22 protein-coding genes are annotated in these 25,992 nt (G+C 72.8%); 15 read left to right on the forward strand and 7 right to left on the reverse strand.

Going from position 1 to position 25,992, the window contains the following annotated elements:
- The first annotated feature begins 28 nt into the window (after positions 1-28).
- From ACQPZG_RS19600 to ACQPZG_RS19620, 5 genes are all read left to right on the forward strand, one after another.
- Positions 29-1,996: a biotin carboxylase N-terminal domain-containing protein gene (locus tag ACQPZG_RS19600; RefSeq protein ID WP_433547029.1), complete on the forward strand. Its 1,968-nt coding sequence runs from the start codon at positions 29-31 to the stop codon at positions 1,994-1,996.
- Positions 1,993-3,156, forward strand: coding sequence for an acyl-CoA dehydrogenase family protein (locus ACQPZG_RS19605; RefSeq protein WP_433547030.1), 1,164 nt, complete (start codon positions 1,993-1,995; stop codon positions 3,154-3,156). Before ACQPZG_RS19600 ends, ACQPZG_RS19605 begins: the two co-directional genes overlap by 4 nt.
- Before the next feature lie 409 nt (positions 3,157-3,565).
- Complete coding sequence (locus tag ACQPZG_RS19610; RefSeq protein WP_433547031.1) at positions 3,566-5,140, forward strand: AMP-binding protein; 1,575 nt, start codon at positions 3,566-3,568, stop codon at positions 5,138-5,140.
- The gene (locus tag ACQPZG_RS19615; protein WP_433547032.1) at positions 5,137-5,880 is read left to right on the forward strand and encodes an enoyl-CoA hydratase family protein; all 744 of its coding nucleotides are present in this window, start codon (positions 5,137-5,139) and stop codon (positions 5,878-5,880) included. The genes ACQPZG_RS19610 and ACQPZG_RS19615 overlap by 4 nt, the downstream gene beginning before the upstream one ends.
- Complete coding sequence (locus ACQPZG_RS19620) at positions 5,868-6,452, forward strand: TetR/AcrR family transcriptional regulator (protein WP_433547033.1); 585 nt, start codon at positions 5,868-5,870, stop codon at positions 6,450-6,452. Before ACQPZG_RS19615 ends, ACQPZG_RS19620 begins: the two co-directional genes overlap by 13 nt.
- A gap of 218 nt (positions 6,453-6,670) precedes the next feature.
- Here ACQPZG_RS19620 and ACQPZG_RS19625 read toward each other — a convergent pair whose 3' ends face one another.
- On the reverse strand, positions 6,671-7,771 hold the full coding sequence (locus tag ACQPZG_RS19625) for a citrate synthase 2 (protein WP_433547034.1): 1,101 nt from the start codon (positions 7,769-7,771) through the stop codon (positions 6,671-6,673).
- 365 nt (positions 7,772-8,136) lie between these two features.
- Between ACQPZG_RS19625 and pdxH the strand changes: the two genes are divergently transcribed.
- Both pdxH and ACQPZG_RS19635 read left to right on the forward strand, forming a co-directional pair.
- The gene (gene pdxH / locus ACQPZG_RS19630) at positions 8,137-8,763 is read left to right on the forward strand and encodes a pyridoxamine 5'-phosphate oxidase (RefSeq protein ID WP_433549470.1); all 627 of its coding nucleotides are present in this window, start codon (positions 8,137-8,139) and stop codon (positions 8,761-8,763) included.
- A 382-nt stretch (positions 8,764-9,145) separates the two neighbouring features.
- Positions 9,146-10,501: a PAS domain-containing protein gene (locus ACQPZG_RS19635; protein ID WP_433549471.1), complete on the forward strand. Its 1,356-nt coding sequence runs from the start codon at positions 9,146-9,148 to the stop codon at positions 10,499-10,501.
- A 317-nt stretch (positions 10,502-10,818) separates the two neighbouring features.
- Here the strand turns inward: ACQPZG_RS19635 and ACQPZG_RS19640 are convergent, their stop codons facing one another.
- Positions 10,819-11,574, reverse strand: coding sequence for an SIS domain-containing protein (locus ACQPZG_RS19640; protein ID WP_433547035.1), 756 nt, complete (start codon positions 11,572-11,574; stop codon positions 10,819-10,821).
- A 152-nt stretch (positions 11,575-11,726) separates the two neighbouring features.
- Between ACQPZG_RS19640 and ACQPZG_RS19645 the strand changes: the two genes are divergently transcribed.
- Together ACQPZG_RS19645 and ACQPZG_RS19650 are read left to right on the forward strand one after the other, a co-directional pair.
- A complete protein-coding gene (locus tag ACQPZG_RS19645; protein WP_433547036.1) occupies positions 11,727-12,419 on the forward strand; it encodes a metal-dependent transcriptional regulator in 693 nt (230 codons plus the stop codon).
- Positions 12,420-13,256: 837 nt separating this feature from the next.
- Positions 13,257-14,126, forward strand: a complete 870-nt coding sequence (locus tag ACQPZG_RS19650; RefSeq protein ID WP_433547037.1) for an alpha/beta fold hydrolase — start codon at positions 13,257-13,259, stop codon at positions 14,124-14,126.
- 306 nt (positions 14,127-14,432) lie between these two features.
- Here the strand turns inward: ACQPZG_RS19650 and ACQPZG_RS19655 are convergent, their stop codons facing one another.
- From ACQPZG_RS19655 to ACQPZG_RS19665, 3 genes are read right to left on the reverse strand one after another with little or no spacing between them, the layout of a single operon-like run.
- Complete coding sequence (locus ACQPZG_RS19655) at positions 14,433-16,073, reverse strand: transporter (protein WP_433547038.1); 1,641 nt, start codon at positions 16,071-16,073, stop codon at positions 14,433-14,435.
- Entirely contained in the window at positions 16,070-16,912 is an 843-nt protein-coding gene (locus ACQPZG_RS19660; RefSeq protein WP_433547039.1) for an ABC transporter ATP-binding protein, read from the reverse strand. The genes ACQPZG_RS19655 and ACQPZG_RS19660 overlap by 4 nt, the downstream gene beginning before the upstream one ends.
- 40 nt (positions 16,913-16,952) lie before the next feature.
- Positions 16,953-17,651: a bifunctional DNA primase/polymerase gene (locus ACQPZG_RS19665; protein WP_433547040.1), complete on the reverse strand. Its 699-nt coding sequence runs from the start codon at positions 17,649-17,651 to the stop codon at positions 16,953-16,955.
- A 362-nt stretch (positions 17,652-18,013) separates the two neighbouring features.
- On the opposite strand from ACQPZG_RS19665, the gene ACQPZG_RS19670 reads away from it, so the two are divergent.
- The 4 genes from ACQPZG_RS19670 (at position 18,014) to purU (ending at position 22,720) form a co-directional block, all read left to right on the forward strand.
- Entirely contained in the window at positions 18,014-19,402 is a 1,389-nt protein-coding gene (locus ACQPZG_RS19670; RefSeq protein ID WP_433547041.1) for a transcriptional regulator, read from the forward strand.
- A 236-nt stretch (positions 19,403-19,638) separates the two neighbouring features.
- Positions 19,639-21,198, forward strand: a complete 1,560-nt coding sequence (locus ACQPZG_RS19675) for a hypothetical protein (protein WP_433547042.1) — start codon at positions 19,639-19,641, stop codon at positions 21,196-21,198.
- A gap of 89 nt (positions 21,199-21,287) precedes the next feature.
- On the forward strand, positions 21,288-21,803 hold the full coding sequence (locus ACQPZG_RS19680) for an SCO4402 family protein (RefSeq protein WP_433547043.1): 516 nt from the start codon (positions 21,288-21,290) through the stop codon (positions 21,801-21,803).
- A 29-nt stretch (positions 21,804-21,832) separates the two neighbouring features.
- Positions 21,833-22,720 (forward strand): formyltetrahydrofolate deformylase, encoded by an 888-nt coding sequence (purU, locus tag ACQPZG_RS19685; protein WP_433547044.1) that lies wholly within the window; start codon positions 21,833-21,835, stop codon positions 22,718-22,720.
- Between the two features lie 22 nt (positions 22,721-22,742).
- Here purU and ACQPZG_RS19690 read toward each other — a convergent pair whose 3' ends face one another.
- Positions 22,743-24,101 (reverse strand): zf-HC2 domain-containing protein, encoded by a 1,359-nt coding sequence (locus tag ACQPZG_RS19690; protein WP_433547045.1) that lies wholly within the window; start codon positions 24,099-24,101, stop codon positions 22,743-22,745.
- Positions 24,098-24,670, reverse strand: coding sequence for a sigma-70 family RNA polymerase sigma factor (locus ACQPZG_RS19695; protein WP_433547046.1), 573 nt, complete (start codon positions 24,668-24,670; stop codon positions 24,098-24,100). Before ACQPZG_RS19695 ends, ACQPZG_RS19690 begins: the two co-directional genes overlap by 4 nt.
- 276 nt (positions 24,671-24,946) lie before the next feature.
- Here ACQPZG_RS19695 and ACQPZG_RS19700 point away from each other — a divergent pair, with 276 nt between their 5' ends.
- On the forward strand, positions 24,947-25,321 hold the full coding sequence (locus ACQPZG_RS19700; protein ID WP_433547047.1) for an STAS domain-containing protein: 375 nt from the start codon (positions 24,947-24,949) through the stop codon (positions 25,319-25,321).
- A gap of 126 nt (positions 25,322-25,447) precedes the next feature.
- Complete coding sequence (locus ACQPZG_RS19705) at positions 25,448-25,978, forward strand: EF-hand domain-containing protein (RefSeq protein ID WP_433547048.1); 531 nt, start codon at positions 25,448-25,450, stop codon at positions 25,976-25,978.
- Positions 25,979-25,992: the final 14 nt, after the last annotated feature.

Consider the following 25,992-nt stretch of genomic DNA (forward strand, 5'->3'; position numbering starts at 1 on the left):
GAGGCCCCCGATGATCCCGGAGAACCCAGTGATTTCCTCCCTGCTCGTCGCCAACCGCGGCGAAATAGCGTGCCGCGTCTTCCGCACCTGCGCCGAACTCGGCATCGCCACCGTCGCCGTGCACTCCGACGCGGACGCCGACTCGCTCCACGCGCGCGTGGCGGACGCGACGGTACGGCTGCCGGGCGCCGCTCCCGCCGACACCTACCTGCGCGGCGACCTGATCGTGAAGGCGGCCCTGGCGGCCGGCGCGGACGCCGTGCACCCGGGGTACGGCTTCCTGTCGGAGAACGCCGGCTTCGCCCGCGCCGTGCGCGACGCCGGACTGATCTGGGTGGGGCCGCCGCCCGAGGCCATCGAGGCGATGGCGTCCAAGACGCGGGCGAAGGCGCTGATGGCGAAGGCGGGGGTGCCACTGCTGGCCCCCGTCGACCCGGCCGCGGCGACCGCGGCGGACCTGCCGCTGCTCCTCAAGGCGGCGGCAGGCGGCGGCGGACGCGGCATGCGCGTCGTACGCGAACTGTCCGATCTCCCGCGCGAGGTGACCGCGGCAGCCGCCGAGGCCCGGTCCGCCTTCGGCGACGGCGAGGTCTTCGCCGAGCCGTACGTGGAGCGCGGCCGTCACATCGAGGTGCAGGTGCTCGCCGACGCGCACGGCGCCGTCCGGGCGCTCGGCACCCGCGACTGCTCGCTCCAGCGCCGCCACCAGAAGGTGATCGAGGAAGCCCCCGCCCCCGGGCTGCCCGACGAACTCCGGGCTTCCCTGCACGACGCCGCCACCGCCGCGGCGCGCGCCGTCGGGTACGTCGGCGCGGGCACCGTCGAGTTCCTGCTCGACGCGGACGGCCGCGCCTACTTCCTGGAGATGAACACCCGCCTCCAGGTCGAACACCCCGTCACCGAGGCCGTGTTCGGCATCGACCTGGTGGCCCTCCAGCTCCTGATCGCCGAAGGACAGCCCCTTCCCGACGCCCCTGCGCAGCCGCGCGGACACGCCGTCGAGGCCCGCCTGTACGCCGAGGACCCCGCCCAGGACTGGCAGCCGCAGACCGGACCGCTGTACGCCCTGGACGTCCCCGAGGGGCCCGGCCTGCGGCTCGACAGCGGCTACGGGAGCGGCGACCTGGTCGGCGTCCACTACGACCCCCTGCTGGCCAAGGTGATCGCCTGGGCGCCCACCCGTGCCGCCGCCGTCCGCAGACTCGCCCACGCGCTCGTACGCGCCCGCGTGCACGGCCCCGTCACCAACCGGGATCTCCTCGTACGGTCGCTGCTGCACCCCGAATTCATGTCAGGACAACAGGACACCGGGTTCTACGACCGGCACCTCCCCGACCTGACCCGGGAGCGGCCCGGCGCCCCACTCGCCGCCGTCGCGGCGGCCCTCGCGGACGCCGCCCGCCGGGAGGGCCGCTTCGGCGGGGGCTGGCGCAACGTGCCCTCGCAGCCGCAGCGCAAGACGTACGGCGCGCACGAGGTGCGCTACCGGCGCGGACGCGACGGCGGCTACGCCGTCGAGGGCGTCGACCTGGTCGTCTCCGTCACCCCGCACGAGGTCGTCCTCGAAACGGACGGGGTGCGGCTGCGCCACCACGTGGCGGTGCACGGCGACCGCGTGTACGTCGACACCCCCGCCGGCTCCCACACCCTGCGCGCGGCGCCCCGTTTCCCCGACCCCACGGCCCGCACGGCCCCGGGCTCCCTGTTCGCCCCCATGCCGGGGACGGTCGTACGCGTCGCCGAGGGGCTGGCGGAGGGGGCGCGGGTGACGGAGGGACAGCCCCTGCTGTGGCTGGAGGCGATGAAGATGGAGCACAAGGTCTCCGCGCCCGCCGCCGGCACGCTCACCGCACTCCACGCCGCCCCCGGCCGCCAGGTCGAGGTCGGCGCCCTGCTCGCCGTCGTGCAGGAAGCCGTCGCACACGAAGCCGTCGCACAGGAAGCAGTCGTTCAGGAAGCCGCCGTACAGAAAGCACAGGAGGAACCGGAAGCATGAACGCCACTGTCGTCGAGACCGAGGAACACCGGGCGCTGCGCGCCGCCGTCGCCGCGCTCGGCAAGCGCTACGGACGGGACTACTTCGCCCAGGTCGTCGCCGCCGGAAAACACCCCGACGAGCTGTGGGCGGACGCCGCCGAGCTCGGCTACCTCGGCGTGAACCTCCCCGAGGAGTACGGCGGCGGGGGCGGCGGCATCTCCGAACTCTGCGTCGTCCTGGAGGAGCTGGGGGCGGCGGGCTGCCCGCTGCTCATGATGATCGTCTCGCCCGCCATCTGCGGCACCGTCATCGCCCGCTTCGGCACCGGGCAACAGAAGTCCGCCTGGCTGCCCGGACTCGCCGACGGCCGACTCACCATGGCCTTCGGCATCACCGAGCCCGACGCCGGTTCCAACTCCCACCGCATCACCACCACCGCCCGCCGCGACGGCGACGGCTGGGTGCTGACCGGGCGCAAGGTGTTCGTCTCCGGCGTCGACATCGCCGACGCCACCCTGATCGTCGGACGCACCGAGGACGCGCGCACGGGCAAGCTGAAACCGTGCCTGTTCATCGTCCCGCGTGACGCCCCGGGCTTCGGACGTTCCCGGATCGACATGGAACTCCAGGCTCCGGAGAAGCAGTTCGAACTCGTCCTCGACGACGTGCGGCTGCCCGCCGAAGCCCTCGTCGGCGACGAGGACGCCGGACTCCTCCAGCTCTTCGCCGGGCTCAACCCCGAGCGCATCATGACCGCCGCGTTCGCCGTCGGGATGGGGCGCTACGCCCTCACGAGGGCGGTGGAGTACGCCAAGGAGCGCACCGTCTGGCAGTCGCCCATCGGAGCCCACCAGGCCATCGCCCACCCCCTCGCGCAGGCGCACATCGAACTGGAACTGGCCCGCCTCATGATGGCCAAGGCCGCCGCCCTCTACGACGCGGGCGACGACGCGGGCGCGGGGGAGGCCGCCAACATGGCGAAGTACGCGGCGGCCGAGGCATGCGTGAAGACGGTCGACCAGGCGGTCCACACCCTGGGCGGCAACGGTCTCACCCGCGAGTACGGGCTCGCCGCGATGATCGTCGCCTCCCGGGTCGCCCGCATCGCCCCCGTCAGCCGGGAAATGATCCTGAATTTCGTGTCCCATCAGTCCCTGGGTCTCCCCAAATCGTACTGACAGCACGCATCCTGACCCTCCGCACCCGTACCGACCGGCACCACGCCCCGACCGGCCCAGCACCCCGTACCGACCGGCCCAGCACCCCCGCCCCGGACCGCGCAGCGCCACCGCGTCGCACCGGCACAGCGCACCCGCACCTGCACAGCGCACCCGCACCTGCACAGCGCACCCGCACCTGCACAGCGCACCCGCACCTGCACAGCGCACCCGCACCTGCACAGCGCACTCGCACAGCGCCACCACGTCGCACCCGTAGAGCGCCACCACGTCACCGGCACAGCGCACCCCGCACAGCGCACCCGTACGCGCACATGCACAGCGCACAGCGCACCCGCACAGCGCACCCGCACGCGTCGCACTGTCACGTCACGCCGTCGCACCACCGCGTCGAAGGGGATCGTCCATCATGGTGTTCCACAGCGAGTACGCCGATACAGCCGACATCGACCTGCCCGTCCACGAGGCGGTCCTCGGGCACGCCGCCGAGTACGGCGAGACCCCCGCCCTCGTCGACGGGACGGACGGCACCACGCTCAGCTACGCGCAACTCGACGCCTTCCACCGCAGGATCGCCGCCGCCCTGGCCGCGTCCGGCCTGCGCAAGGGCGACGTCCTCGCCCTGCACAGCCCCAACACGATCGCCTACCCGACGGTGTTCTTCGCCGCCACGCGCGCGGGGGCGTCGGTGACCACCGTGCACCCGCTGTCCACGCCGGAGGAGTTCGCCAAGCAGCTGCGCGACTCGTCCGCCCGCTGGATCGTCACCGTCTCGCCGCTCCTGGACACCGCCCGCCGGGCCGCCGCGCTCGCCGGCGGCATCGAGGAGGTACTGGTCTGCGACAGCGCGCCCGGCCACCGCTCCGTACTCGACCTGCTGACCTCCACGGACCCCGAACCGCAGGTCGACATCGACCCCCGTACGGACGTCGCCGCACTGCCGTACTCCTCCGGCACCACCGGCGTCCCCAAGGGCGTCATGCTCACCCACCACAGCATCGCCACCAACATGGCGCAGCTGCGCCCGTTCATCCCGATGAAGCCGGGGGACCGGGTGCTGGCGGTGCTGCCGTTCTTCCACATCTACGGGCTGACCGCGCTCATCAACATCCCGCTGTCGAACGGCGCGACCGTCGTCACCCTGCCGCGCTTCGACCTGGAGCAGTACTTGAAGGCGATCCAGGACGAACGCATCAACGCCCTCTTCGTCGCCCCGCCGATCGTCCTCGCCCTCGCCAAGCACCCCGCCGTCGACCGCTACGACCTCTCGTCGGTCGAGTACGTCGTCAGCGCCGCGGCCCCGCTCGACGCCGCCCTCGCGAAGGCCTGTGCCGACCGCCTGGGGCTGCCCGCGGTCCTCCAGGCGTACGGGATGACCGAACTCTCGCCCGGCACGCACGTGGTGCCGCGGAGCGCCGAGAACCCGCCGCCGGGCACCGTCGGCAAGCTCCTGCCGCGCACCGAGATGCGCATCCTGTCCCTGCACGACCCCGGCAAGGACCTGGGCGTCGGCGAGGAGGGCGAGATCGCCATCCGGGGCCCGCAGCGCATGAAGGGCTACCTCGGCCGCCCCGACGAGACGGACGCGATGATCGACGCCGACGGGTGGCTGCACACCGGCGACGTGGGCCGCGTCGACGCGGACGGCTGGCTGTACGTGGTCGACCGCGTGAAGGAGCTGATCAAGTACAAGGGCTACCAGGTGGCCCCCGCGGAACTCGAAGCCCTCCTGCTCACCCACGACGGCATCGCGGATGCGGCCGTGATCGGGGTACACGACGCGGACGGCAACGAGGTCCCCAAGGCGTACGTCGTACGGCAGCCGCACGCCGCCGACCTCACCGAGGCGGATGTCCTGACATACGTCGCCGAGCGCGTCGCGCCGTACAAGAAGGTGCGACGCGTCGAATTCACCGACGGAGTGCCCCGTGCGGCCTCCGGCAAGATCCTGCGGCGGGAGCTGCGAGAAAGGGAACGTGCATGACACGCCAAGCCCTGGTCCCCACCACCCACGAGCGCGGCATCACCACCCTCACCCTCGACTCACCGGCCAACCGCAACGCCCTCTCGGTCTCCCTCGTCGACGAGCTGGGGCGGGCGCTGGAGCGGTACGGCAAGGACCCGTCGGTACGGGCGGTGGTGCTCACCCACACCGGCAACACGTTCTGCGCGGGCGCCGACCTGAAGGCGCCCGCCGGGCCGTACGCGTTCGTCGCCCTGCTGCGGCAGATCGCGGAACTGCCCAAACCGGTGCTGGGCCGCGTCGACGGGCACGCGCGCGCGGGCGGCCTGGGGCTGCTCGGGGTCTGCGACATGGCGTTCGCGACGCTCTCCTCGGACTTCGCGTTCTCCGAGGTGCGGATCGGGGTCGCGCCCGCCCTGATATCCCTCCCCCTGCTGCCCCGCCTCGATCCCCGTGCCGCGTCCCGCTACTTCCTCACCGGCGAGGTGTTCGCCGGGACGCGCGCCCAGGAGATCGGCCTCCTCACGGAGGCCGCGCCCGACGTGGACGTCGCGCTGGCCCCCGTGCTGGAGGCGCTGCGCAGGGCGTCCCCGCAGGGGCTGGCGGAGGCGAAGCGGCTGCTGACGGCCGGTATGCGGGACGCTTTCGACCGGGACGCGGAAGACCTGGTACAACGCTCGGCAGCGCTGTTCGCGTCCGCCGAGGCGCGCGAGGGCGTGACCGCGCACCTCGAACGACGGGACCCCGCATGGCTGCAGTGACCGCCCCCAAGCAGGACCGCAGCCGTGCCACTCGGCAGCGCCTGCTGGAGGCCGCCGTGGCCTGCCTCGCCGAACGCGGCTGGGCGGGCTCCACGGTGTCGGTCGTGGCGGAGAGGGCGGGAGTGTCCCGGGGAGCGGCCCAGCACCACTTCCCGACCCGTGAGGACCTCTTCACCGCGGCCGTCGAGTACGTCGCCGAAGAACGCTCCACCGCGCTGCGCGCCCTGCCCCGCCGCGACACGGCGGCGGTGGTCGGCGCGATGGTCGACCTCTACACGGGCCCGCTGTTCCGGGCCGCCCTGCACCTGTGGGTCGCCGCCTCCAACGAGGAGCAGCTGCGACGCCGGGTCACCGAGCTGGAGGCTCGCTTCGGCCGCGAGTCGCACCGCATGGCCGTCGAGCTGCTGCACGCGGACGAGTCACGCCCCGGGGTCCGGGAGATCGTCCAGGGCTTCCTCGACATGGCCCGCGGTCTGGGCCTCGCCAATCTCCTCACGGACGACACGGCCCGCCGCCACAAGGTCGTCGCCCAGTGGTCCCAGCTGCTCGAAAAAGCCCTGACGCCACCGTAGAGCCCCCTCGGGCGGCCGGGCCACTCACCTCCGGCAGCCCGGTAGCCCGCTTGGGCGGCGGGGCCGCCCCCGGGGGCGGAACGGGCGGGCAAGGGGGCGGCCCCACCGGACGGTGCACCCCCGGCCCCACGCCCCCGGACACCCACGGGCACTTGCCCCCGGCTGCACCCGCGGCCCGCCGACCGCCCCCGACCCCGCCCCGCACGCCGCCAGGCCCCTCACCCCACGATGTCCCCGAACCCCGACACCTCACGAGGGTCCCGGCTCCCCGGCCCCACGTACCGCGCCGACGGCCGCACCAGACGCCCCGTCCGCTTCTGCTCCAGGATGTGCGCCGACCAGCCGGCCGTGCGGGCACAGGTGAACATCGACGTGAACATGTGCGCCGGAACCTCCGCGAAGTCCAGCACGATGGCCGCCCAGAACTCCACGTTCGTCGCCAGCACCCGGTCCGGGCGGCGCGCGTGCAGCTCCTCCAGGGCCGCCTTCTCCAGTGCCTCCGCGACCTCGAAGCGCGGTGCCGCCAGCTCTCGCGCGGTCCGCCGCAGGACGCGCGCACGCGGGTCCTCGGCGCGGTACACCCGGTGGCCGAAGCCCATCAGGCGCTCGCCCTTGTCGAGGGCTTGGCGCACGTACGCGCGCGCGTCCCCGGTGCGCTCGATCTCCTCGATCATGCCGAGGACGCGGGACGGCGCGCCACCGTGCAGCGGACCCGACATCGCGCCCACCGCACCCGACAGGGCCGCGGCGACGTCCGCACCGGTGGAGGCGATCACGCGCGCGGTGAACGTGGAGGCGTTCATGCCGTGCTCGGCCGCCGACGTCCAGTACGCGTCGACCGCCTTGACGTGCTTGGGGTCCGGCTCGCCGCGCCAACGGATCATGAAGCGCTCGACCACCGAGTCCGCCTTGTCGATCTCGCTCTGCGGCACCATCGGCAGCCCCTGGCCGCGTGCCGACTGGGCGACGTACGACAGCGCCATCACGGCGGCGCGGGCGAGGTTGTCGCGGGCGGTGGACTCGTCGATGTCCAGCAGCGGTTTCAGACCCCATACGGGGGCGAGCATCGCCAGCGCCGACTGCACGTCGACCCGGATGTCACCGGAGTGCACCGGGATCGGGAAGGGTTCGGCGGGCGGCAGACCGGGGTTGAACGCGCCGTCGACCAGCAGGCCCCACACGTTCCCGAAGGAGACGTGCCCGACCAGGTCCTCGATGTCGACGCCCCGGTAGCGGAGGGCGCCGCCCTCCTTGTCCGGTTCGGCGATCTCCGTTTCGAAGGCGACGACTCCCTCAAGTCCGGGTACGAAGTCGGACATCAGGCGGCTCCTCAGGATGCGTGTGCGGGAAGCGACGGGAGGCAGGAACGATACCCCTGCTGTAAGGAAGCGACAGCGGCCCCACCCGGGATTTTGGCGGGTTCCGCCGATGCGGGGAAGCGTGAGAACAGGCACACTCACGGACCCACTTGCGGGAGGGTTAACCGGAGTTGGCGGTGGGAAGAATGGGGCTGCATCCAGGGCGGGCGCCCCTGCGCACCCCTCCGGGGGGACGGCGCGGCCTGCGGCAGGATGGCCCCGTGCCGAACACACTTCCCGAACCCGACGGGTCCGCCATCGACGCCGCCCACGCCGCCGTCGCCCGTGCCGCCGAGGCGGCCGACACCGACATCGACCCCGCCGTCATGCGCGAGCAGTACCGCGCCGAACCGTTCACCGAGGATTCGCTGGCGCCCTCGCCGATGGGACAGTTCGCCCGCTGGTTCCAGCAGGCCGTCACCGGCGGCCTGCACGAACCGAACGCCATGGTCGTCTCCACCGCCACCCCCGACGGCCGCCCCAGCTCCCGTACGGTCCTGCTCAAGGCGTACGACGGCCGGGGCTTCGTCTTCTACACCAACTACCGCTCCCGCAAGGGCGCCGAGCTCGCCGGAAACCGGTACGTCTCGCTGCTCTTCCCCTGGCACCAGATCGCCCGCCAGGTCATCGTCACCGGCACCGCCGAACGCGTCTCCCGCGCCGAGACCGCCGCCTACTTCCGCACCCGCCCGCACGGCTCGCAGCTCGGCGCCTGGGCCAGCGAACAGTCCAGGCCCGTCGGCTCGCGCGAGGAGCTCACCGCCGCGTACGCCGCCCTGGAGGAGCGCTACCCGGAGGGAGAGAAGGTGCCGGTCCCGCCGCACTGGGGCGGCTTCCGGGTCGTGCCGGAGGCGGTGGAGTTCTGGCAGGGGCAGGAGAACCGGATGCACGACCGGCTGCGGTACGTCAGGACGCGGGACGGCGCGTGGTCGGTGGAGCGGCTGAACCCGTAGGCGCGGGTGCGGAACGACGTGCGCGACGCCGTACGACCCGTGGCACGCAGAACCCCGCGGGCTCGGGTTCCCTCCGAGGAGGAAGCCGGCCGGACGTACCGGCGAGCCCGCGGGGCGGTGACTGCTGGGGATTGGGAACCGGCTGCGCCGGCACCGCACTGAGTGCGACAACGGGCAACTAGCCCGCAGCCACCTCACGAGTCCGGAAAGAAATCACTTCCGAATCACCTCCTTTCAGTGTGCGCACCAGCCTAGGAGCGCCTTGTGGGGCCTTCAACTGATTTTCCCGAACGGGATGTGTGCTGCGTCACGTTCGAGTTGAATGACCATGCGTGGAGCTGAGGTGAACAGCAGCGCGGAGGAAAGACCTGCGGGGGTGCCGGTGAGTGCTTCGCTGAGCAGTGGGACGACGGAACCGAGTGCGGACAGGCCGCCGCCGGGTGCGGAACTGCTCGCCGCACTCCTGGACGGCATGGATGCCGCCCTGTGCGCCTTCGACGCCGACGGCACCGTCACCCACTGGAACCGTGAGGCCGAGCGCATCCTCGGCTGGAGCGCGGGGGACGCCGTGGGTCGGCGCGGCCTGGCGGGCTGGGCGGTGCGCAGCGCGGACGCCGAGGAGGTCCAGCGACGGCTGATGTCGGCGATGCGCGGCGGCGGGCGCCAGGTCCACGAGTTCGCCCTGCTGCGCAAGGACGGCGGCCGGGTCCTGGTCCGGATGCAGTCGGCGGCCGTGCCGGGCGCGGACGGACGGCCGGCCGGGGTCTACGGCGCGTTCGGCGAGGTGCACGCCCAGATCGACCTGGAGCGGGCCATCGCCCTGAGCGAGGTCCTCTTCGAGGACGCCTCCTGGGGCGTGGTCCTGCTCGACGTCGACCTGCGCCCCACCGTCGTCAACGTGCACGCCGCCCGCTCCCTGGGCGGCGGCCGTACGACGCTCCTGGGCCGTCCGCTCGGCGAGACGGTGGTCCAGGGCGTGGACGAACTGGAGGGCGCCCTCCAGCACGTCCTCGCCGAGGGCAGCCCGCCCGCCCCGGTCGACCTGTGGGTGACGCTGCGCACCGCCGAGGGCGAGCGGCGGCGCTGCTGGCGCAGCGGCTTCCTGCGGCTGGCCTCCCCGCTCGCCCAGGAGCCGGTGCCGCTCGGCGTGGGCTGGCTCTTCCAGGACGTCACGGAGGCGAAGACGGCCGAACAGGAGGCGGCCAGACTGCGCTTCCGGGCGAACCAGTTGCACCGTGCGGCGCGAGCCGCCGCCGAGTGCGAGGACCCGATGGAGGCCGCGTTCGCCCACCTCGACTTCGGCCTCGCGGGCTTCGCCGACCACGCCCTCGTGGACGTGCTGGCGGGCGAGCGCCTCGTACGGGTCGCCGCCACGCCCTCCGGCGAGCCGGGGCCGTGCTGCCCGGAGAACGCGGGTGCGGGCATTCCGGTGCGGTACGGGGAGGGCCACCCCGCCTTCCAGGCGCTGGACCGGGTCGGTGCGGTGCGGGCGAGCGCGGGAGTGCGCGAAGCCGCCGTGTGGGCGGCCGAGCGGCAGTGGCCGAAGGACACCGTCCACGCGCTCTGCACGGTGCTGCGCAGCCGGGGCCGCACACTGGGCGCGGTGACCTTCCTGCGCGGTCCTGGACGCCCCGCCTTCGAGCGCCCGGACGCGATGTACGCGGAGAGCATCGCGGTGCGGGTCGCTGCTTCGGTCGACCTGGCCCGAGCGCTCACGGGCCCGGCGGACGCGCCCTGAGCATGCGTGACGGGCACGGCGGACGCACGCCGAACACGCGGTCACGGAGACGGCGCACGTGCGCCGAGCATGCGTGACCGGCACGGCGGACGCACGCTCAGCCCGCGTACGGAACGCGCGCGTCGGCCCGCGTACCGGGCTCGCGCACTGACGACGCCGTAGTGGGCGTGCCCGGAGCGGTACCGCGGGCCCCCGGTACCGGCATGCGGGTGCCCGGTACCGGTTGCGTATGCCCGGTACCGGTGTGCGCGAGCTCGGCACCGTGGTGCGCGTGCTCGGCACCGTGGTGCGCTCGCTGGGTGGAGGGGTGTACGCGCTCAGTGCCGGAAGAAGATCCGGTCCCCGTACTCGCTCATCACGCGTCCGTTCCACTCGTGTCCGCCGTCCACGTTCCCCGAGCGCAGCAGCGGCGGTTCGACGCCGCGGGCCACGAGTTCGCCGGCCGCGGCGGCCATGACCGCCTGCATCAGGGCGGTGGTGACCACGGTGGAGGCGGGGGCGAAGGGCGCGCCGACGCCGTCCGCGGTCAGCTCGGCGTCACCCACGGCGATCTTGCTGTCGAGCACGATGTCGCAGTGGTCCTTGAGGAAACTGCCCGACTTGTGACGCGACCTGGTGCCCTCCGCGTACGCCACGGACGTCACGCCGATCACCTTCAGCCCCAGGGCCCGCGCGTTCATCGCCATCTCGACGGGCAGCGCGTTGCGCCCGGACAGGGAGATGACGACGAGTACGTCGCCGGGTTTGGCGGGGCTGCTGTCCAGGACCGCGCCCGCCAGGCCGTCGACGCGTTCCAGGGCGGAGCCCAGGGTGGCGGGCATGACGTCCACGCCGACGACGCCGGGGACGGCGAGCAGATTCATCAGGGCGAGGCCGCCGGCCCGGTAGACGACGTCCTGCGCGGCCAGTGAGGAGTGGCCCGCGCCGAAGGCGAAGAGCCGGCCGCCGGCGGCCACGGTGTCGGCGATCGCGGCGCCCGCCGCGGCGATGGACTCCGACTCCTCGTCCTGCACCTTGTGCAGCAGTCCGATCGCGGCGTCGAAGAACTGGCCGGCCAGTTTGTTCTCGCTCATCGCAGCACGGTGCGGTCTGGACCAGGGGCCTGTCAATACCGCCTCGCACCGGTGCGGCACGGTTGTCAGTGGGATGCGTCAGAATTGGTCCAGGGCCTGCGCAGGGCGACTGAGCGCACGACGATTTTCTGCCACAGCATCGAGGGGCACACATGTCCGGACTGATCGACACCACGGAGATGTATCTCCGCACCATCCTCGAACTTGAGGAGGAGGGCGTCGTCCCCATGCGCGCCCGTATCGCCGAGCGCCTGGACCAGAGCGGGCCGACCGTCAGTCAGACGGTGGCGCGCATGGAGCGCGACGGACTGGTGACGGTCGCGGGCGACCGCCACCTGGAGTTCACCGAGGAGGGCCGCAGGCTCGCCACCCGCGTGATGCGCAAGCACCGCCTGGCCGAGTGCCTCCTCGTCGACGTGATCGGCCTGGAGTGGGAGCAGGTGCACGCGGAAGCGTGCCGCTGGGAGCACGTGATGAGCGAGGCGGTCGAGCGCCGGGTGCTCGAACTGCTCCGCCACCCCACCGAGTCCCCGTACGGCAACCCCATCCCGGGCCTGGAGGAGCTGGGCGAGAAGGCCGAGGCCGACCCGTTCCTGAACGACGGGATGGTCAGTCTGAGCGAGCTGGCGCCGGGCCCTGAGGGCAAGACCGTCGTCGTACGGCGGATCGGCGAGCCCATCCAGACCGACGCCCAGCTGATGTACACGCTGCGTCGCGCGGGCGTGCAGCCCGGCTCGGTGGTCAGCGTGACCGAGTCGCCGGGCGGCGTACTGGTGGGCAGCAGCGGAGAGGCCGCGGAGCTGGACACGGAGACGGCGTCGCACGTCTTCGTCGCCAAGCCCTGACCCGACCCGAGCCCGCCCGAGGTCCTGCACCCCGCGCCCGGACCGGGTCCTGAACCGAGCCCGGACCAGGTCCTGAATCGAGCCGAGCCCGCACCCGGTCCTCAACCGACCCGAGCCCGGACCTGGTCCTGGTCCTGAACCGAGCCGAGCCGAGCCCGCACCAGGTCCTCGACTGACCCGAGCCCGCACCGGATCCTGAACCGAGCCCGCATCACGCCCGGAACCGAGCCCCCACCGGGCCCAGGCCCGAGGTCGGTCGTCGGGGCCTGGAATCCACCGCCCGCACGGGTGCGACCGTCAGCAAGGTCAACTCCCCGGCACTGCCGGGGAGTTGACCCCCACTTTCGCACCGGAATGCCAGCGGCCGGACGGATCGCGTGCCACGCTGTGTCTGCGGCGCACGAACCGGGGCACACATCGTGAATGAGGGCTGCCGGTCGGGCCCGCAGCGCGGCCGGGGAGGAGGCGGGGGATGAGCCCGTCGTACGTAGCGCACACGGCGTCGCGGAAGGCGCCGTACGAAGAGGGCCCCGGCGCCCTGAGGCGCCGGGGCCTGTCCTCCCCTGCGTCGACCTGGAGCCCCGAGCTCCCTAGGTCGACTCCCGCGGACCGTCTTCCCCGAGCGGCCCGCCTCCCGCAGAAGATCTCCCCTCGGCAGCGCGAGCCAATCCTTGAGCGTTGTCACTCGAAAGTGGGGTCTTGCGTGCCGGACCCGCCTTTTCGAATGAGAGTTCGATAACTTGAGTGTCGTAGCGGTTGTGGAGAGAGCGGGCAGAGCAGGCAACGAAGACGGTCCCGAACCGGAACGACCGGAAGCAGAAGGGGGTGCCAGGCCATATGGTGCGGCGCATCGATGTGACCGGAGCAGACGGCGTACGCCTCGCCGCCTGGGAGTTCGCCGACCCGCCCAAGGACGGCGGTGAGCCGGAGGGGTCTTCCGGCGTCCTTTTGCTGCACGGCCTGATGGGCCGCTCCTCGCACTGGGCGGAGACGGCCCGATGGCTCAGCGAGCGGCACCGGGCGGTCGCCCTCGACCAGCGCGGCCACGGTCGCAGCGAGAAACCGGCGGACGGGCCCTTCACGCGCGAGGCGTACGTCGCCGACGCGGAGGCGGCGGTCGAGCAGCTGGGCCTGGGCCCTGTGACCCTGATCGGCCACTCGATGGGCGCACTGACCGCCTGGCAGCTCGCCGCCAAACGGCCGGACCTGGTGCGGGCGCTTGTCGTCTGCGACATGCGGGCCTCGGCACTCGGGGCCGCCTCCCAGCGGGAGTGGGAGGACTGGTTCAAGGCGTGGCCGGTGCCCTTCGCCACGCTCGCGGACGTACGGAAGTGGTTCGGCGAGGACGACCCGTGGGTGGAGCGGCCCTCCCCGGCGCGCGGCGAGTTCTTCGCCGAGGTGATGGCGGAACGGTCGGACGGCTGGCGTCCGGTCTTCTCGCGCCGCCAGATGCTGCTGTCCCGGGCGACGTGGGTGTACGAGGCGCACTGGGACGAGCTGTCCCAGGTGCAGTGCCCGACGCTGGTCGTACGCGGTCTGGACGGTGAGCTGGGAAGGGCCGAGGCGCAGGAGATGGTGCGGGTGCTGCCGAAGGGGAGGTACGCGGAGGTGGTCGAAGCGGGCCACCTGGTCCACTACGACCAGCCGGAAGGCTGGCGCACCGCCATCGAACCCTTCCTGGAGGAAACCCTCACCCCCCTCCGCTGACCCCGCCCCCAAGCCCGACAGCCCCCTCGGACGCCGCGACCCCCTACGTCAGCCCCCTTGGGCGGCGGGGCCGCCTACGTCAGCCCCCTTGGGCGGCGGGGCCGCCTACGTCAGCCCCCTTGGGCGGCGGGGCCGCCCCCCGGGGGCGGGACGGGCGGGCAAGGGGGCGGCCCCCCACCGGAGGTGCACCCGCCCCGCGCCGTCCGCCCGCCGTACGCCCCGCCCCCCGCCGTACGCCCCGCGCCGCACGCCCGCCCCGCGCCCCTCCACCCCCGTACCCCCCAGGCACAAGGCCCCCGCCCCGCCCTACCCCTTGCTCACCGCCCCCAGAATCTCCGGCAACCGCCGAGCCGTCCCCGGCGCCGCCGCCTTCAGGCCGACCCACGCCGCCAGCGCCCCGTACACCGTCCCGACCGGCAGCAGGATCCAGGTCGCGTGCCCCGCCACGTGCAGCCACACCGTCAGCGCGATCAGCGGCGCGCACAGCACCATCGACACCACCACGCCCGCGACCAGCGACATCCACGCCAGCGACCCCTGTCCGGGGGCCACGGTCTTGCTGCCCTCGCTGGGCACCGAGTACGGGTAGCGCATGGAGGCCACCATGCCGGCCGCCAGCAGCGCCCCCAGCAGGGCGAACGCCAGCCCCAGCACCTCGGGCAGCGTGCGCCAGTCGCCGACGACCGCCGCCGTCACGCACGTCACGAGCAGCGTGTACGGGATGGTGATCGCCAGCAGCGCCAGCAGCCGCGCCCGCAGCTCCTCGTACGCGTCCCGGGTCGTCGAGATCGACGTCGCGACCATCCAGAACGCCGACGTGTCCGTCCCGAACTGGTTGAAGGTGAGCATGCCGAGCATCCCCGTCGCGATGCACGCGAGGTACACCGACCCCGTGCCCTGGAGGGCGTTGAAGACCGGGATGATCAGCCCGATCGCCAGCGAGGTGATCCAGGCGCCCTTCGTCTTGGGGTCGCGCCAGATGTACCGCAGGACCCGCTGCACGGTGGCCCCGGTACGCCCGTCCGGCAGCAGCCGCGACAGCGGCCCCGCCTTGGACTCCTTGCGCGAGGGTCCTGACGACGCCTGGAGGGTCGACCCGTCGGGCTCCGTCATCAGCTTGACGAGCCCGCGCTCCCACACCCACAGCAGCAGCACCAGGGCCGCCACGGCGAGCAGCAGCTGGCAGACACCGCGCCCGTACGCCCCCTCGCTCACCGAGTGCACCGCGCCGACCGCCGAGGCCGGCGGAATCCACTGCACGACCTCGGTGACCGGGTCGAGCACCGACAGGTCGCCGGACCTGGCCAGTCGCTGCCAGCCGAAGTTGACGACCTGGATGCCCACGGCGATGACGAGCCCGCTCAGCACCGCCAGGTCCCGGCCCCGTCGACTGGTCAGCAGCCGTACGTTCAGGGTCGCGACGGTACGGGCGAGGGCCACGCAGGTAAGGACGGTCAGCACGGCGCCGAGCAGCGCCGTCACCGCCCCCGCGAACCCGTGCGCCACGGCGATCACCGAACCCACCACCAGGCAGACGGTGAACAGCGGCCCTATGCCCACCAGCGACGCCACCAGTAGCGCCCGCACCAGGGGCCGGGGCCGCAACGGGAGCATCACCAGCCGCGAAGGGTCGAGCGTCTCGTCGCCGCTCGGGAAGAACAGCGGCATGAACGTCCAGCCGAGCGCGAGGACGAGCGTGATCAGCAGCGTGAAGGCCGGGGCGAACTCCGTCCCGCGCAGCAGGATCAGCCCCAACAACTGCGCCGCGGAGAACAGCACCACCAGCACGAAGGAGGCGATGAAGGCGGCGGTGCGCCCGGACGACTGCCGCAGCCCGTTCTTCAGGAGCGCCAGCTTCAGCCGTACGAACAGGGGCGTCAGCCCCGAGGAAACAGCGTCGGCGGGACCGGCGGAGCCGGCCGGGGCGACCACGGTGTCGGCACTCATCGTCCCGCCCCGCCGCCCAGCCAGTCCAGGCTCTCCCCGGCGTCGCGTCCCTGCGCCCCCACCAGCTCCAGGAACGCGCTCTGGAGGGTCGGCGCGTCGCCGCGCACCTGCGCCAGCGTGCCCTGGGCGCGGATGCGGCCCGCGGCCATCACCGCCACCCAGTCGCACAGCGACTCCACCAGCTCCATGACGTGGCTGGAGAAGATCACGGTGGCGCCCGACGCGGTGTAGCGCTCCAGCACGCCCCGGATGGTCTGCGCCGACACCGGGTCGACGCCTTCGAACGGCTCGTCCAGGAAGAGGACTTGCGGGTTGTGGAGCAGGGCGGCGGCGAGACCGATCTTCTTGCGCATGCCCGTCGAGTAGTCGACGACGAGTTTGTGCTGGGAGCCCGCCAGGTCCAGTACGTCCAGGAGCTGGGTCGCCCGCTTGTCGACCTCGGCGCCGGGGAGCCCCCGCAACCGGCCGCTGTAGGCGAGCAGTTCGCGTCCCGACAGCCGCTCGAACAGGCGGAGGCCCTCGGGCAGCACGCCGATGCGCGACTTGACCCGCACCGGGTCGCGCCACACGTCGTGGCCGCCGATCTCCACGGTGCCCTGATCGGGACGCAGCAGCCCCGTCACCATGGACAGGGTGGTGGTCTTGCCGGCGCCGTTCGGCCCGACCAGGCCGATGAACTTTCCCGCGGGCAGTTCGAGATCGATCCCGGCGACGGCGACCTGCTCGCCGAATCGTTTCCACAGCCCCTGAACCCGTACCGCGGCGGGCGGCGCCGTGTGCGCCTCGCCCGCCTGCCCGGACTGTTCGGTCGGCCCGTGGTCGAATGCTTGGTCAGGCATGACGCGTTGCCTTTCGTGGTCCCCGTATGACGGGCCCACCCTATGTTCGAGCGCGCCCCCGCGCAGTAGCCGCTTCCCGCCCGCACGCGTACGCGAGGGGGTTGATCAGCTCCTCGGCGTCCGGCAGCCACCGGTTCGCCGGGGTGGGACGGCGGGCCCACTGCACGGCGCCCATGCCTCCCATGCGGGTCGGCGGGGCCGCCACGTAGTCGCCCTCGCCGCGCGAGACCAGGTCGAGGGCGTTCGGTGCCCAGCCCAGCTTCCGTACCAGGTCCGGAATCTTCGCGCCCGCGCCCGGCAGCACGAAGAAGAGGAGCCGGCGGTCGGGGGTGCTGGTCACCGGGCCGAGGGCGAGGTCCATGCGCTCCATCCTGGCCAGCGCCAGGAAACCGGCCGTCTCGGGCACGTCGAGGGCGTCGAAGGTGCGGCCGGTGGGCAGCAGGATCGAGGCCCCGGGCGTCTTCTGCCACATCCTGCGCGCCGCCACCGCACTGCCCGTCGCCTGCGTCGCCCAGTCGTCGCCGGTGGGGTGCGCGCCGGGGGCGGTGCACGTCACGTCGCCGCACGAGCAGCGCTCGACCCCCTCCCGCGCCTCCAGCCAGGTGCCGGGGACCACGTCCCAGTGCCGTTCTTCCGCGTATCGCACGGCGCTGTCGAGCAGCTGATCTCGTCGCTGCTGAGGGATCCGGTCTGCGTCCGTGACGTCCGTGACTCCGATGGTCTCTTCCACGAACAACACAACTACGCCTGCCAACTCCGGTTACGGGCGTGGCCTGCCGGGACGTGGCGCAACGATCCTGCATGCGGGGCGCATGGGTGCACGGGCGGGGGCGCGCAGGTGGGTCCGGGGCGGTGGGCGGGAAGCCACACCTGTGGAAGCCCGGAACCAGCCGGAACCACCCGCCGCTCCCCGGAAGTACAGGGCCGTATCAGGAAGTTCACGACGGTACGCGGAAGTACCGGAAAAACCTCCGTGTTCCGGCATGTGCGCGCATCACCGTAGATGTCTCGCATTCTTTGCATATCCGCAGGGCATTGATCTCCGCACGGAATCCGCAGGGATTCACCAGGAGTTCCCAGCGCCCGCACCAGGGGGTACACATGGCAGCCAGGCCGCTCGTCGCTCGTCAGCCGAACGAACGTCTCCAGGCGCTCATCCAGGAGGCCGGCTGCTCCAACGCCGGCCTGGCCCGCCGGGTCAACATGTGCGGCGCCGAGCACGGCCTCGACCTGCGCTACGACAAGACGTCGGTCGCGCGGTGGCTGCGCGGCCAGCAGCCCCGGGGGCGGGCCCCGGGCATCATCGCGGAGGCCCTGGGCCGCAAACTGGGGCGCACGGTCACCATCGACGAGATCGGCATGGCCAACGGCAAGAACCTGGCGTCCGGCATCGGGCTCCAGTTCTCGCCGACCGTCCTGGGCGCGATCGAGCAGGTCTGCGAGCTGTGGCGCAGCGACGTGGGTCGCCGGGACTTCCTGTCCGGTTCCTCCGTGGCGTCGTCGGCACTGGTGGAGCCGAGCAGGGACTGGCTGATCACGGGCGCGGACCACCAGGTGGCACGGCATGCCGGATCGCGGGTGGGGGCGAGCGACGTGCAGGCGGTACGGGCGACGACGGAGGCGCTGGTGGCCCTGGACCACAAGTTCGGCGCGGGGCACGTGCGGCCGATCGTCGTGCACTACCTCAACAGCGTCGTCTCCGGGCTGCTGTCCGGGTCCTACCGGGAGGCCGTCGGCCGGGAACTGTTCGCCGCGGTCGCCAGGCTGACCGAGCTGGCCGGATACATGGCCGTCGACACGGGGCAGCCGGGGCTCGCCCAGCGCTACTACATCCAGGCACTGCGGCTCGCCCAGGCGGCGGGGGACCGGGGGTACGGAGGGTACGTACTGGCCGCCTCCATGAGCCACCTCGCCGCCCAGCTCGGGAACCCGCGCGAGATCGCCCAGTTGGCGAGGGCCGCGCAGGAGGGCGCGAGGGGACGGGTCACGCCCCGTACGGAGGCGATGTTCTACGCGGCGGAGGCGCGCGGCCACGCGCTGCTGGGCGACGAGAGGACCTGCCAGACGGTGGCGGGGAAGGCGCAGTCGGCGATGGAGCGGGCGCACGACGCGGGCGACACGGGGGACGACCCGGTGTGGATCGCGCACTTCGACCAGGCGTACCTCGCCGACGAACTCGCGCACTGCCACCGCGACTTGGGGCAGGCGCAGGCGGCGGCGCGCAGGGCGCAGGAGAGCCTGTCCGGACATCCGGACAGCCGGGTGCGCCGACGGGCCATCGGCCTCGTGCTGCTCGCCTCCGCGCAGGTGCAGCAGCGCGAGGTGGAACAGGCCTGTCACACGGGCACGCGTGCGGCCGAGCTCCTGGGAACGCTGCGGTCGAACCGGGGGGCGGAGTACCTGGAGGACTTGCAGCAGCGTCTCGACCCGTACCGCGACGAGCCCTCGGTACGGGAGTTCGGGGCGCGGATGGAGATGCAGGCAGCGTGAGGCGTCGTACGAACACCCCCTGAGCAGCGTCAACGGCCGACGGTGCGGGACGGCGTACGAGGTCGGGCGGGGTGCCGGTGACCAGCGACCACGGGCGCGTGGCAGCGGGGCGGATTCACCCGGTAGCGTGAACCGGTGATTCCGTCCCTCGCCCTCGCGGCGAGGAACCCCGGTACCGATGGCAGGAGCCCCCGTTGACGCAGAGCGAACAGGGTGATGAGCCGCAGCATCCCGCTGTGCGCCCCGCACACGAGGGTGCAGGGCTGCCCCCGGCGCAGCAGTACCCGCAGCAGGCGCAGCAACAGCCCTACGCACCGCAGCAGTACGACCCGCGGCAGTACCAGCAGCAGTGGCCGGCCGCGCCGGGCGGGATGCCGGGCGAGGCCCCCGGACAGGGAGCCGACGGGGCGACGCCGTCCCAGGGGCGGGGCTGGGACCAGTCGTGGGGGGCGGACGCCCAGGACACCCGGAGCCCCCGGAGTTTCCCGGAGCCCCAACAGCCCTCCGCGCCGCAGCAGATGACGGGCTGGCAGCCGATGCCTCAGCCGCCCCTGGCCCAGCCGCACGCACAGCCGTCGGCGCCGCAGCAGCCCGCCTGGGACATGCCCGCGCCCGGCGGGGACGCGGACGCCACCCAGTTCATCCCGCCCGTGCCGCAGGGCCCCGGGGCGCTCCCGCCGGAGCACCCGATGACGCACCCCTCCGGCCTCGGAGACCGCACGGCCGCGGCGGACCAGTCCGGTTACGGGGCTGCCGGCCACGGAAGCCACGCCGGGAGCGCCGGACCCCTCGACGGAACCCAGTTCCTCGGACAGCAGGCGCTCCAGCCGCCCGCCGGGTCGGACGCCGACGCCACGCAGTACCTGCCGCCGGTGCCCGCCGACGCCGCGTACGCGCCGCGTCCCGAGGCGCCGTTGCGGCCGGGCGCGCCCGGGGAGCGCCAGCCGCCCGCCGAGTTCGACAGCCTCTTCCGTCCGTCCGCCCCCCGGGCCGCCGCCGAGGAGCCGGACGCACCCGCCTCCACGCAGCAGATGCCGCGCTTCCTGCCGCCCCGGCAGCAGGAGGCCGAGCAGGAGGAGGCGCGCTACCAGCAGTACCAGCAGCCCGGCCACGGACAGGGCGGTTACGGGCCCGGCGGTGATCCCGCGCCCGGTCGGCGCAAGGTCGGCGCGGTGCCGATGATCGCCGCCGTGGTGATCGGGTGCTCGGTGCTCGGCCTGGGCATCAGCGCGCTGGCCAGTTCGGGCGGCGACACGGACGCCAAGGGGGACGACGCCACGACGGTGGCGTCCGGCAGTTCGCTGCCCGCGACGCCCGCCGACAAGGCCGCGGACCCCGCCGAGGCGCAGGCCCAGGCGCTGGAGAAGCTCCTGGAGACCAGCAACGACAGCCGTTCCACGGTCATCAACGCCGTCGACTCCATCAGCAGGTGCGAGAAGCTCGACAAGGCGGCGTCCGACCTGCGCGGCGCGGCCACCCAGCGGCGCGGCCTGGTGAACCGGCTGGAAGCCCTCACGGTGGACAAGCTGCCCGAGCACGCGGCACTGACCGAGGCGCTCAACAGGGCGTGGCAGGCGTCCGCGGCGGCCGACGACCACTACGCGGCATGGGCCGACCGGGTCGCCGGCGGCAAGCAGCGCTTCTGCCCGAACGGCAAGGCGCAGGCCACCGGCGCACGCCAGCTGGGCGACCGGGAGAGCGGCAAGGCGTCCCGGGCGAAGAAGGAGGCGGTGGTGCTGTGGAACTCGATCGCCGGGAAGTACGGGCTGACCCGGCACCAGGCGACGGACCTGTGAGCAAGCGCACGCGCGCGTGCCGCGGCCGACGGGCGGGTCGCCGGTGCGGTGACGGGGGAATCGTGGGGGCTTGTCCGGACTGAATTCGCATGCCCGTACGATCGGCAACCGTGCAAGCTTCTGCGAACCCTTCCCGTCGCGGCCGTCGCTCCACCACCATGGGCGGCATGCCGCTGAATGACATGCCGTGGTGGCGCTGGCGCACTCAGGTGCGTTCCGCGCTGCACATGCTCTCCGACCCCGTCTTCCACCAGGAGTGCTGGCTGGCCGGTCTCGACGGGTACGGGGACATCACCGATGCCGTGTACCGCCTCGTCGAGGACACCTGGCTGGACAACTGGTCCGCCGAGAAGTACGTCGGGTCCATATTCCGGGATCCGGACGAGGCGGCCCTCGTGGACGCCGCCGTGCTCCGGGTCCTGCGGATCATGCACGAGGTCGGCGCGGACGCCCCCGTACCGGCCTATCTGGCGCACCCCCTGTGGCCGGAGGCGGTCCGGGCGGCGCGGGAGGCGCACGTACGGATGGCGACGAGCGACGGGGACGACCCGGACACCGCGCCGCGCTCCCTGGACGTCATCCGCATTCTGACCACTCCCGCCTGATCTGGGCGGATGTGCGATCCTCTGGGGTCATGAGCGACCCCAAGGCCGGCTCCCCGGCCACCCCCGCCACCGACCACTACGTCCTGACCCTCTCCTGCCCGGACAAGCAGGGCATCGTGCACGCCGTGTCCAGTTACCTCTTCATGACCGGCTGCAACATCGAGGACAGCAGGCAGTTCGGGGACCACGACACGGGGCTGTTCTTCATGCGGGTCGCGTTCTCGGCGCAGGACCCGGTGTCGGTGGACAAGCTGCGGGCCAGTTTCGCCGCGATCGGGGACGCGTTCCGGATGGACTGGCAGATCCACCGGGCCGCGGACCGGATGCGGATCGTGCTCATGGTCAGCAAGTTCGGCCACTGCCTCAACGACCTGCTGTTCCGCTCGCGGATCGGTGCGCTGCCGGTGGAGATCGCCGCCGTCGTCTCCAACCACCCGGACTTCCGCGAACTGGTCGCCTCGTACGACATCCCCTTCCACCACATCCCCGTGACGAAGGACACCAAGGCGACCGCCGAGCAGCAGGTGCTCGACCTGGTCGAGGCGGAGCGGGTGGAACTGGTCGTGCTCGCCCGCTACATGCAGGTCCTCTCCGACCACCTGTGCAAGCAGCTCAGCGGCCGGATCATCAACATCCACCACTCCTTCCTGCCGAGCTTCAAGGGCGCCAAGCCCTACCACCAGGCGCACGCGCGCGGCGTGAAGCTGATCGGCGCGACCGCGCACTACGTGACGGCCGACCTCGACGAGGGCCCGATCATCGAGCAGGAGGTCGAGCGGGTCGGCCACGAGGTCACGCCCGAGCAGCTGGTGGCCATCGGCCGCGACGTCGAGTGCCAGGCACTGGCGCGCGCGGTGAAGTGGCACAGCGAGCACCGGGTGCTGCTCAACGGGCACCGTACGGTCGTCTTCGCCTAGCGCGGCCGGCGTGCGCGGGGCCTCACAGCCGTGACAGCGACGCCGCCGCGAACAGCACGTCCCGCACCGCCGCCCGGTCGCCGAGCTGGCCCGCCGCCGCTTCCTGGGGCGAGACGTGTCCGGCGGCCAGCTGGCAGAACTCGACGCCGTCCAGCGCGATGTGCGCCACCTTGCGGTCCGCGGAGCCGACGGCGGCGGGGGAGTCCAGCGGGATCCACCAGTCGCCGCCCCCGGGCCCCTCGACCTCCAGGTGCAGGGTGCGGCCGGGTGAGCCCGCCGTGACGAGCGACTGCGCGGGCGCGGCGAGTCCGGCCCGGCGGCGGGCGGCGAGCGTGCCGGGGAGCAGCCGGGCGGCCAGGTCGATCAGCTTGTGCAGGTGGGCGCCGGTCGGCGGCTCGTACGGGTAGTCCACGGCCCGCGCGATGTCGTCGGCGTGCACCCAGCACTCGAAGGCCCGCTCCAGCAGCGCGTCTTCGAGGGGCAGGGTGAAGGCGCCGTAGGAGACGTCCAGTTCCGCGGCCCCGCCGCCCGCGAAGGACACCGTGCGCAGCAGGGTGTGGCTCTGTTCGCGCCACGGGCCGCGGACGGTGAGGGTGGGCGGCTGCCGGGCGCTCAGCCAGTACGTCTCCGTGCGGCTGGTGGGGTCCCCGTCACCGGCCGCGTCGAGGGGGTCGTCGAGACCGAGGGCCGCGGCCACGAGTCCGTCGACCGTCATGAGGTGGCCGATGACCGAGGCGACGGTCGCCTTGCGCCGGACCTGCCGTTCCTCCTCGAACCAGCGCAACTGCACGGGGGCGTGCCATTCGCCGGGGTCGATGTCCGACAGCAGGGCGTCCAGGCGGGCCGTCTCGGTGTCGTAGGGCTGCGCCCAGGCGGGCACCGGGACGCGGGGCGGGCGGCGGCTGAGGCAGGTGGCCAGGACGCGGGAGCGGAGCTGCGGGTCGAGGTCGAGTCCGCGCTCGGTCTGGAGCAGGCCGACCGCGTCCCGCAGCCGCACCGCCTCCTCCGCGCAGGAGCCGCAGTCGGTGAGGTGCTCCTCGACGGCGAGGGTCTCCTCGGGGGAACAGGCGGCCAGCGCCCAGGCGCCGAGGAGGGACTTGAGGATGCGGTGCGGGTCGACGACTCCGCCGCCACCGCCTTCCGGGCCGACGACGGGCTCGTCCCGTACGGCGAACCCGTCCTGCTGGGCGGGCCGGTCCCGTACGGAAGGCTCGTCCTGTGCGGTGGGCCCTCCCCGTACGGCAGGCTCTTCCCGTCCGGCCGGCTCCTCCCGTACGGCAGGCTCGTCCCGTACCGCCGGGTCCTGCCGTACGGGCGGCTCGTCCGGGGTCGTGGGGTGTGCCGGGCGGCCCGTGGCCGTCGTTTCCGGGGTGCCGTTCACCGGGCGCTCCCGTACTCCCGGCCGCCGGTGCCGCGGGCCGCGTGCGCGGTCGAGAGCAGTTGCAGGCCCAGCCGCAGCCTGCGGCGCGCCTCGTCCTCGGTGACGCCCAGCCGATGGGCGGTCTGCCGGTAGTCGAAGCGTTTGAAGTACGCGAGTTCCAGGGCCTCCCGCAGGGGAGCCGGCATCGACGTGACGATGTAGTCCGCGCGGGCCACGGCCGCCGCCCGGTCCACCTTCAGCTCCAGTTCCTCGGCCGCGCCCTCGCCGTCCGCGAGCGCCGCCGACTCCGACTGCCGCAGCCGGTGCACAGCGCGGCGGTTGGTGAGCCGGGCTATCCAGGCACGCATGGAGCCTTCCTTCGGGTCGTAGGCGTGCGGGTTCTCCCAGACGTGACCGAAGACGTCCCGGGTGATCTGGTCGGCGGCGTCCTCGTCGTCCAGCACCCGGTGCGCCAGGCTGTGCACCAGGGACGCGAACCGGTCGTACAGCTCTCCGAGTGCCGCTGCCTCGCCCCGTGCCAGCCGCTGCTGCATCCTGCGGTCCCAGCGCGGAGGTGCGTCCTTCGCCATCCGGTTCCCCTCCCCGTGCGACACCGCCGTACGGGCGACCCGTACGACATCCCCGTCACCGCCCCGTGCCCCTGCTCCTTCGAATGTAGTGCGCGGACCGGACGGCGCATGCCCCATTGTGGCAAGTGCGTACCGTCCGCGGTCCTGGACGGCAGCGATCCGGTCACGGCGCACCTCCTGCCGACGTGGCGCACAGGAAGGCGGTGTTTCATGGAGGGGCGGTAGGGAAGCCGCGTTGAGGAAGGACTACTTCCGGTTAGGCGAAAGGTCCGACGCGTGACGCTGAAGGTGAAAGAGGCCGAGCACGGCGGCTGGGCCGTGCTGCACATCTCCGGCGAACTGGACCTGGTGACCTCGCCCGCCGTCCGCCAGCACGTGCACCACGCCGTCGCGGACGGCCGGCACCGGGTCGTGCTGGACCTGACGGACGTGCTGTTCTGCGACTCCAGCGGGGTCGGCGTGCTGATCGCCGCCCGTCGGCTGATGCGTTCCTGCCAGGGCAGCCTGCGGCTGATCCTCCCGGCGCGCGGCGCGGTCGACGGCAGCCACGTCAACCGGGTCCTCGCCGCCCTCGGCGTGCGGCGTCTGTTCGAGGTGTTCCCTGACGTGCAGACGGCCGTGGACGACTCGGCGCAGTCCCTGTCCGCCTGAACCCCGGCGAGCGCCCGCCCCGGGCGCGCGTTCCGCGTCGTCGGCCTGGTGTCCGAGGTCCCCTCTCCGGGATGATTTCCGCACACCACCTGCCTCGTTCCACCCCCAGCACGTACCCTCGCCTGCATGGACAGCGCAGAGTACGAGCGCAAGACAGCGGCCCGTTTCGCCTCCTTCGACCAGGACGGCAACGGCTACATCGACCGCGAGGACTTCAGTGCCGCGGCCGCCGCCATTCTTGCCGAGTTCGACACCACCGCCCGCTGCGACAAGGGGCAGGCCCTCTACAGCGGCGCCGAGGCGTTCTGGCAGGGCATGGCCGGAATCGCCGACGTGGACGGTGACCAGCGGGTGACCCGCGGCGAGTTCGTGACGGGCGCGGTCAAGCGCCTGCGCGACAACCCCCAGCGGTTCGCCGAGATCGCCCGCCCCTTCCTGCGGTCGGCGATCGAGATCGCGGCGTCGGCGGACGACGAGGGGGACGGGCTCACCGTCCGGTCGGCCACCAGACTGCTGCGGGTCCTGGGCGCGGACGAGCAGGTCGCCGAGCGGGTGGCCGCCGCCCTGGACGCGGACGGTGACGGCCGCATCACCGAGGAGGAGACCATGAACGCCTTCGCCGTGTACTACACGCTGGACGGCCCGGACCTGCGGTAACGCTGCCGCCCGGG

The sequence above is a fragment of the Streptomyces sp. CA-294286 genome (assembly GCF_050947155.1).
GTDB lineage: Bacteria > Actinomycetota > Actinomycetes > Streptomycetales > Streptomycetaceae > Streptomyces.

Bases quoted from the DNA above. Each gene is read 5' to 3' on its own strand.
- ACQPZG_RS19605 (WP_433547030.1), top strand. From the start codon at position 1,993: ATGAACGCCACTGTCGTCGAGACCGAGGAACACCGGGCGCTGCGCGCC.
- ACQPZG_RS19610 (WP_433547031.1), top strand. From the start codon at position 3,566: ATGGTGTTCCACAGCGAGTACGCCGATACAGCCGACATCGACCTGCCC.
- ACQPZG_RS19615 (WP_433547032.1), top strand. From the start codon at position 5,137: ATGACACGCCAAGCCCTGGTCCCCACCACCCACGAGCGCGGCATCACC.
- ACQPZG_RS19620 (WP_433547033.1), top strand. From the start codon at position 5,868: ATGGCTGCAGTGACCGCCCCCAAGCAGGACCGCAGCCGTGCCACTCGG.
- ACQPZG_RS19625 (WP_433547034.1), bottom strand. From the start codon at position 7,771: ATGTCCGACTTCGTACCCGGACTTGAGGGAGTCGTCGCCTTCGAAACG.
- pdxH (WP_433549470.1), top strand. From the start codon at position 8,137: ATGCGCGAGCAGTACCGCGCCGAACCGTTCACCGAGGATTCGCTGGCG.
- ACQPZG_RS19640 (WP_433547035.1), bottom strand. From the start codon at position 11,574: ATGAGCGAGAACAAACTGGCCGGCCAGTTCTTCGACGCCGCGATCGGA.
- ACQPZG_RS19645 (WP_433547036.1), top strand. From the start codon at position 11,727: ATGTCCGGACTGATCGACACCACGGAGATGTATCTCCGCACCATCCTC.
- ACQPZG_RS19650 (WP_433547037.1), top strand. From the start codon at position 13,257: ATGGTGCGGCGCATCGATGTGACCGGAGCAGACGGCGTACGCCTCGCC.
- ACQPZG_RS19655 (WP_433547038.1), bottom strand. From the start codon at position 16,073: ATGAGTGCCGACACCGTGGTCGCCCCGGCCGGCTCCGCCGGTCCCGCC.
- ACQPZG_RS19660 (WP_433547039.1), bottom strand. From the start codon at position 16,912: ATGCCTGACCAAGCATTCGACCACGGGCCGACCGAACAGTCCGGGCAG.
- ACQPZG_RS19670 (WP_433547041.1), top strand. From the start codon at position 18,014: ATGGCAGCCAGGCCGCTCGTCGCTCGTCAGCCGAACGAACGTCTCCAG.
- ACQPZG_RS19680 (WP_433547043.1), top strand. From the start codon at position 21,288: ATGCCCGTACGATCGGCAACCGTGCAAGCTTCTGCGAACCCTTCCCGT.
- purU (WP_433547044.1), top strand. From the start codon at position 21,833: ATGAGCGACCCCAAGGCCGGCTCCCCGGCCACCCCCGCCACCGACCAC.
- ACQPZG_RS19695 (WP_433547046.1), bottom strand. From the start codon at position 24,670: ATGGCGAAGGACGCACCTCCGCGCTGGGACCGCAGGATGCAGCAGCGG.
- ACQPZG_RS19705 (WP_433547048.1), top strand. From the start codon at position 25,448: ATGGACAGCGCAGAGTACGAGCGCAAGACAGCGGCCCGTTTCGCCTCC.